Consider the following 4,642-nt stretch of genomic DNA (forward strand, 5'->3'; position numbering starts at 1 on the left):
GTGAACCGGGTGGAGCGCAAGACCTACCGGGCGTATCAGCGGCTGCGCAACTTTGCCTGCCTGTGCCCGCCGCAGCGCAGCAAGCTGCTGGTCTACCTGAAGGTCGACCCGAAGAACGTCGATCTTCTTCCGGGCTTCACCCGGGACGTGTCCGGTCTCGGTCACCACGGCACGGGTGATCTGGAGGTCCAGCTCCGTACGCTGAGGGACGTGGAGCGGGCGCAGGACTTGTTCCGGGCGAGCTACGCGGCGGCGTGATCGCCCGGCGCTCCCGGCCTCGTGACGGGCTGCGCTACGTGTCGTGTCTGCGGTCGTGGGAGGAGCCTCTCGACGTGCGGGCAGGGCGTGGCGGTGGAATATCTATGGTGCGCGGGATCGCCGGTTTGGCCAACCGGCGATCCCACGCTATGTTGCCCTGCTCGTGCGGGGCCGATGATCAGCGTGAACGGCTGGCGGGTCGGCCGGCCGTGACCGCCGGAGCCGCCGGTGCACTGGCTGCGAGGCGGGTCCTGTGCTCGCGGCCCGGCTGGGGCTGACGCGTGCCGGTCTCGTGGGCGAGAGATTCGGAGAGGTCGGCCAGTAGCGAACTCGGGGTGTGCGGGGACGCGGTGATGGCCCACGTGGGCCGGTCCGGGTCGGGGCCGGCCCAGATGGTCCAGGTGGCTGGGTTCTGGGGGGCCTGCGCGGTCAGTGGGTCAAACCGGACGCCTGCCTGCCCGTCGGGGGACGTCCACCGGATCCCGTGCCCTGTCAGGGTGTGCTTCCACCCGGCCTCAGTGAGCGGCTGCGTGGCTGTGGTGACCGTCCTCTCGCCCACTGGGACGCCGATGACCGTGTCCCAGCCGTCGCCGTCGGCGAGGTGGTTCAGCAGATTCTGCAGTACTGGGGCGGGAGTGGCGCTGGTCGCGGTGAGGTGCCACATGCGGTCGGAGACAGGCGTTTCGTAGGCGGCTACGATCCAGGCGGTCTCGCGGGCCTGGGTTTCGTGGACGCGTTCGATGCGCAGGGTCTGCGATTCGTGGATGGCGTGGGTCGTTTCATCGGACCAGGTGCGCCACTTTTCGAACTCGCCGTGCGTGTCGAGGAAGGTGCCGAGGAGCGCGTCGTGGTCACCGGCATCGGCCAGGTAGATGGGGACCGCCTCCGGCTCCGGGCGGGACGGTTTGAGCTTGGCTGTGGTGACGTCGAAGACGGAACGCGCTGCGGTGGCGGCGCGTTCGGTGTCGGTCAGGGGCGCTGGGCCGGGGCGCATTTCGGCCGCGTGGGCGTTCTCGAAGGCCACCAGTGCTTCCGCGGGTGAGTCGAAGGTGTCGGCGATCTGACGCAGATGGTTCTCGCCGTGGAGGTAGACGGACTTGCCGCCCTGGTGGAGGTATGTGCCGACCGCGACGGTGGTGTGGCCGTCGTGGGCGTGGGCGTGAATCAGGAGGTGGCCGTTGCGGATGTCGTCGTGGATCTTCTGCGCTTGGTCGGAGACCTCGCGGATCTCGTTGCGGGTGCACCAGGGCATTGGGTAGTTCGGCCAGGTCCATTCCTCGTCGATGGCCTCCTGGAGGCGCGGGGTGATCTCGACGGTGATGCCTTCGGCGGTCAGATGCTGGGCGGCGTCGGCGGCCCAGTAGGGCTCCTCGTGATCGATGCGGGCCAGGACCAGGACGCCTGTGGCGGCGGCACTCCAGCCGGCAGCCTCCAGAGCCGTGGAGGCGACGCGGGCCTGGGTGCCGGTCAGGACGGCCTGCACGGCGCTCGGGTGAGTGGGGTGGGTGTCGAGGCGGACATGGGCGTCGATGGAGGCAGTCACGTGGGGGTCTCATCCGTTCTGCCGGTGGCCGGACCCGCGGGCCCGGCCACCGGCGCAATCGGGAGTTATCGGGTTGCTCGTGTGGGCCGGGCGGCGTGTGCGGCCGTGGTGGTCGGCGGGCCGGCGCGGGTGGCAGGCGCCGCTCGCCGCTGCTGCGGCGGAGTGGCTCCGGCGGCGTGCTGCCAGCGGGTGCGGACGGCGGCGATGTCAGCGAGAGCGCGGCGGGCCCCGGCGACGAGCTGGAAGGGGGTGTTCGCCGAGTCGCCGGCGTACGCCTCGACGCGCCGTCCGGTGTGTTCGGCCGTGGCCAGCAGGGAGCGCCGCAGGGCGCGTTCGGCCCAGTGCTCGACGGATCCGGCGGGTTCGGCCAGCATGCGCAGGACCTCGCCTGGTTCACGGCCGTAGTCGAGCAGGCCGCGCTGCTGGGCTTCCCACAGGACGGTGACGGGGTCGATGGGCTCGTCGCGGCGGGCGAGGGTGGTCAGGCACTGCCACAGGCCGGCGTGCAGGGGCAGGGTGAGGTCGTCGGGGAGCAGCCACCGGACGGCGTCGATGTCGTCCGGGCGGGCGGTGGCGGTCGCGAGCAGGAGCTGCTCCTCCTCGACCGCCTCGGTGTCGTCGGCGGCGGTGGGAGGAGGTGCCGGGGTGCGGGGAAGGACACCGGAGCGCGGGGGGAAGCGGTTCGCGATGTCGTCCACGACCGCGGCAAGTGCGTCCGCCTCGGCGAGCGCTGTCTGGACGGGGTTCGGGAGGGAGGCGTCGTGGACGGTGTGGACGAGGCGTTCGGCGGCCGTCAGCAGGCGACGGCGGGCGTGCTCGGCCTCGACCATCCGGGCGTACGCGGGGGCGTGGCGGGGCCAGGGGCAGACCTGAACGAGGGCGTGCAGGTAGGAGGCGGTCAGTCCGTGCGACTCCTCCAGGGCGGTAGCGAGTACGCGGTCGAGCCACGTGGTGTTCTTCGCGTGCTCGGCGGGGTCGGGCCGCGGCAGGGTACTGATCGCGGCATACAGGGCGGCGTGCGCGGCGGTGGAGAACGAGTCGGCGGCGATGCCGTTCACGTCGTCCAGGCGGTGCGGGTCGAGGAGGAGAGCCCCCAGGAGGGCCTGCTCGACGTGGAATACCGGCTGGGGCGGTGTGATGGTGTCGAGGTTGTCTTCGTCGGGTTCGGGGGTGTGGGGCATCAGGCGGCGAGGGTGAAGTCGTCGGGGTCGAGGGTGACGCCGAGGTGCGGGGCGAGGAGGTGGCCGGCGAGCAGCGGGGGAACGGCGTTGCCGATCTGGGAGAACTGCTGGCCCTTGTTGCCGGCCCAGGGGTAGTCGGCGGGAAAGGTCTGCAGGAGGCCCGCCTCGCGGGCGGTGATCCGGATCGGCTCGGGAACGGCCGGCGCATCGGTGTCCGTGGCCGAGGGTGTGGCGGGTTCGGCGACCCAGGTGCACTCGTTGGCGCGGTGCCCGAAGAACAGCGTGCCAGCCGGCTCCTGGATGGACCGGACGGTGGCGTTGGCCTGGTTGTTGCTGCGCAGGGACCAGGACCAGCGGTGCGCCTCGGCGGTGAACGTGGGCGCCGGAGCGTCGGCCGCACGATTCTCGCGCGTGCCGTGCCGGGCCGCCCACCCCGCGCCTTCCCGGCGGGACTGCAGAACCACCCCGTCCGGCCGCGGCATCCAGGTGCCGCGCTCCCGCGCGGCGGACAGCGTCTTGCGAGAGCCCGACGGGAACGGCTCGGGGCCGCCGCCAGGCCCACCTCCTGCACAGACGGTGGGGACGGGCCGGTCGGTCGCGCCCCATCCCAGGGCTTCGGCCATGCTGACCCAGCGGGCACGGCCCGGACCGAACAGCGATTCCGGCTCGGCGAGCGGGGCGTGCGTGGGCGTGGGCGGCTGCGCCGTGCGGACGCGGGAGGCCAGGAGGATTGCCCGCTTCCTGGTCTGCGGGACGCCGAAGTCGGCGGCGTTGAGGATCCCGTACCAGACGGAGAACCCCCACCCGCGCAGGACGGCCGCGTACTGCTTCCACAAGGGCAGCACGTCCGGTACTTCCTCCATGGCCACCCAGTCGGGCTCGCCGACCGCGTTCAGCGCGTGCAGGTAGCGCATCGGCTCGGCGGCGAGCAGGGAGCGCTCGTCGCGGCAGGCGGTGAGGAGGCGTTCGCGGGTGTCGCGCCCGGCGGCCAGGTCTTCGACCGCCGCGTGCACCAGCGGCTGGTCGACCAGGCCGAGGCGCTTGCCGGCCATGCTCCACGCCTGACACGGCGGCGAAGCGATCACACCGCGGGTGCGGCCGATGAACGGCCATACCGGATACCTCGCCACGTCGCACCGGATGGTCAACTGACCCGCCGCAGCACGGGTCTTACATGCCCACGGGTCCCATTCCAGGCCGACGTCGCGCACGCCCAGGACGTGCAGTGCCCTGCTCCAGCCGCCCGGCCCCGCGAAGAGGTCGAGTATCACGTGGCCAGCCCGAAGTCGTCCTGCGTCAGCGCGTCGGCGTCGCCCCGGCACGCCCAGGGCGAGCAACCGTCCTCGACACCGTTCTCCAGGACGTCGGCCTCGTCCGCGCTGATCCGCAGGGCGGCCCGCTCGGCAGCCGTGACGTGATCGATGGGGGCTTCGCTGAGCGGGACGCGGGAGCGGTGCAGGAACGCCTCGCCGAGCAGTCTGTTGCCGGTGGCGTTGGCGCGGGCATTGCCCTGCCGGATGGCCGCGTCGAATTCGACGACGTCCGCCCACTCGGACGGAGATGTGTCCCTGATACGCCGCCACTGCGCATTTCCATGGAACGGGCATCCCAGGCAACTCGACTTCGGGGTATCGGCGAGACCGAGGGAAGTCAGGTAGCG

Annotated in this window: 4 protein-coding genes and 1 pseudogene; 1 reads left to right on the forward strand and 4 read right to left on the reverse strand. The window is 71.8% G+C overall.

The features are described 5' to 3' along the window. Window positions 1–258, forward strand: a 258-nt coding sequence (locus tag ABZ659_RS35680) for a DUF5655 domain-containing protein (protein WP_360229125.1), incomplete at its 5' end; no start/stop codon positions are given. 178 nt (window positions 259–436) lie between these two features. Here ABZ659_RS35680 and ABZ659_RS35685 read toward each other — a convergent pair. The 4 genes and pseudogenes from ABZ659_RS35685 to ABZ659_RS35700 form a co-directional block, all read right to left on the reverse strand. Further along, entirely contained in the window at window positions 437–1,801 is a 1,365-nt protein-coding gene (locus tag ABZ659_RS35685; RefSeq protein WP_360229128.1) for a DUF317 domain-containing protein, read from the reverse strand. Between the two features lie 65 nt (window positions 1,802–1,866). Then, the gene (locus ABZ659_RS35690; protein ID WP_360229131.1) at window positions 1,867–2,982 is read right to left on the reverse strand and encodes a DnaB-like helicase N-terminal domain-containing protein; all 1,116 of its coding nucleotides are present in this window, start codon (window positions 2,980–2,982) and stop codon (window positions 1,867–1,869) included. Further along, the gene (locus ABZ659_RS35695) at window positions 2,982–4,253 is read right to left on the reverse strand and encodes a DNA cytosine methyltransferase (protein WP_360229134.1); all 1,272 of its coding nucleotides are present in this window, start codon (window positions 4,251–4,253) and stop codon (window positions 2,982–2,984) included. The genes ABZ659_RS35690 and ABZ659_RS35695 overlap by 1 nt, the downstream gene beginning before the upstream one ends. Beyond that, a pseudogene (locus ABZ659_RS35700) lies at window positions 4,250–4,642 on the reverse strand (hypothetical protein); the annotation flags it as partial. The gene ABZ659_RS35695 and the pseudogene ABZ659_RS35700, both read right to left, overlap by 4 nt.

The organism is Streptomyces sp. NPDC006997 (assembly GCF_040635175.1).
In the GTDB taxonomy this organism is placed as follows: Bacteria; Actinomycetota; Actinomycetes; order Streptomycetales; family Streptomycetaceae; genus Streptomyces.

What these genes read in the sequence shown, in the direction of transcription:
- ABZ659_RS35690 (WP_360229131.1), bottom strand. Translation starts at nt 2,982, where the DNA reads ATGCCCCACACCCCCGAACCCGACGAAGACAACCTCGACACCATCACA.